The sequence below is a fragment of the Falsiroseomonas sp. RANM36 genome, from assembly GCF_056682175.1.
This window is the reverse complement of sequence record NZ_JBWXTD010000002.1, coordinates 237,851-239,234: the sequence shown is the minus strand read 5'-3', so window position 1 is coordinate 239,234 and position 1,384 is coordinate 237,851. Positions and strand designations below refer to the sequence as shown.

Annotated in this window: 1 protein-coding gene; it reads right to left on the bottom strand. The window is 71.5% G+C overall.

All coding sequences use genetic code 11. The annotated features are described in order from the left end of the window. Positions 1 to 83: 83 nt before the first annotated feature. A complete protein-coding gene (locus tag AC1MIR_RS02015; protein WP_480026514.1) occupies positions 84 to 1,244 on the bottom strand; it encodes a bifunctional 2-methylcitrate synthase/citrate synthase in 1,161 nt (386 codons plus the stop codon). Positions 1,245 to 1,384: the final 140 nt, after the last annotated feature.

Genomic DNA, 1,384 nt, shown 5'->3' with positions numbered 1-1,384 from the left:
GGGCGGCGGGGGGGCGCGGCCGCGGCCCGCCGCCCGCGCCGCCCCGCCCCCCCCCCCCCCCCCCCCCCCCCCCGCGCCGCGCATCAGCCTTGGCTGCCGACCGGCTTCGCGGGACGCTGCGAAATCGGCGTGACCGCGCGCTGCGCGGGGCCGGTATAGCGGGAGAGCGGGCGGATCAGCCGGTTGTCCGCCGCCTGCTCGAACACATGCGCCGCCCAGCCGGTGATGCGGGAGCAGACGAAGATCGGCGTGAACATCGGGATGTCGAACCCCATCAGGTAGTACGCCGGCCCGGCCGGGAAATCGAGGTTCGGGTGGATCTTCTTCTCCCGCAGCATGATCTCCGCCAGCACGCGGGAGGTCTCCATCCAGCGGCGGTCGCCCACCACCTCCGCCATCTTCTCGGCGTATTTCTTCATGGTCGGCACGCGGCTGTCGCCGCTCTTGTAGACCCGGTGGCCGAAGCCCATCACCAGCGCCTTGTGGTCGAACTTGCCGTGGATCCACTCCTCGGCCTTATCCGGCCCGCCGATCTCCTTCAGCATGTGCATCACGGCCTCGTTGGCGCCGCCATGCAGCGGGCCCTTCAGCGCGGCGATCGCCGCCGTGATGGCGCCGTGCATGTCCGCCCCGGTCGAGGTCACCGTCCGCGCCGTGAAGGTGGAGGCGTTGAAGGTGTGCTCGGCGTAGAGGATCATCGAGACGTCGAAGCTCTTGATGACCTCCGGCTGGGGCACCTTGCCGAAGACCAGGTGGAAGACGTTCTCGCAGAAGGGCAGCGCGGGGTCCGGCGCGATCGGCTCCAGGCCCTTGGAGAGACGGTTGGTCGCGGCGACCGCGGTCGGCAGCTTGGCCAGCAGCCGCATCGCCTTGCGCCGCTGCGCCGCATCCGAGACGTCGCCCGCCTCCGGGTCCTCGGTCCCCATGAAGGAGACGGCGGTGCGCACGGCGTCCATCGGGTGCGCATCCTTCGGGATGGCGCGCAGGACGGAGAGCAGCGCCGGGGAGATCGCCCGGTTGGCCCGCTCCTCCCGCTGGAACGCCGCAAGCTCGGCGGCCGTCGGCAACTCGCCGTGCCAGAGCAGGTAGGCGACCTCCTCGAAGTTGCTCTCCTCGCAGAGGTCCTGCACGGCGTAGCCGCGATAGGTGAGGCTGTTGGTCTCCGGCATCACCTTGGAGACGGCGCTGTCATCGGCATAGACGCCGACCAGGCCCTTGTAGATGGTGGGTTCTGCTTCGCTCATCATTGGCGTTCCCTGGTTGAAGCGCGTCATCCGCGTGCCCCGCCGACGCTCCCTGCCCGCCTCATCCGCCCCCCGGTAGCCGGCGCCGGGGCGGGCGGGCGGGGGGGGGGGGGCGGGGGGGCGGGGGGGACGCCCGCGCC